Annotated in this window: 1 pseudogene; it reads left to right on the top strand. The window is 52.5% G+C overall.

The features are described 5' to 3' along the window. Positions 1-415, top strand: a pseudogene (aslA, locus tag I6F21_RS38155) (arylsulfatase AslA); the annotation flags it as partial.

A 415-nucleotide genomic window follows, 5' to 3' on the forward strand; every position in this document is an offset into this window, starting at 1 on the left:
CGATATCTTCGCCAATCTGTATAAAGCACTGGAGAAAAACGGTCAGCTTGATAACACGCTGATTGTGTTCACCTCTGATAACGGTCCGGAAGCCGAAGTTCCGCCGCACGGTCGCACGCCGTTCCGCGGTGCGAAAGGTTCTACATGGGAAGGCGGCGTTCGTGTGCCAACCTTCGTTTACTGGAAAGGCATGATCCAACCGCGTAAATCTGACGGCATTGTCGATCTGGCGGATCTCTTCCCTACGGCGCTGGATCTGGCGGGGCATCCTGGGGCGAAAGTAGCGAATTTAGTACCGAAAACCACCTTTATCGATGGTGTGGACCAGACATCTTTCTTCCTGGGAACAAATGGTCAGTCTAACCGTAAGGCCGAGCATTACTTCCTCAACGGTAAACTTTCTGCTGTGCGTATG

The sequence above is a fragment of the Bradyrhizobium sp. NBAIM03 genome, from assembly GCF_020194055.1.
GTDB lineage: Bacteria > Pseudomonadota > Alphaproteobacteria > Rhizobiales > Xanthobacteraceae > Bradyrhizobium > Bradyrhizobium yuanmingense.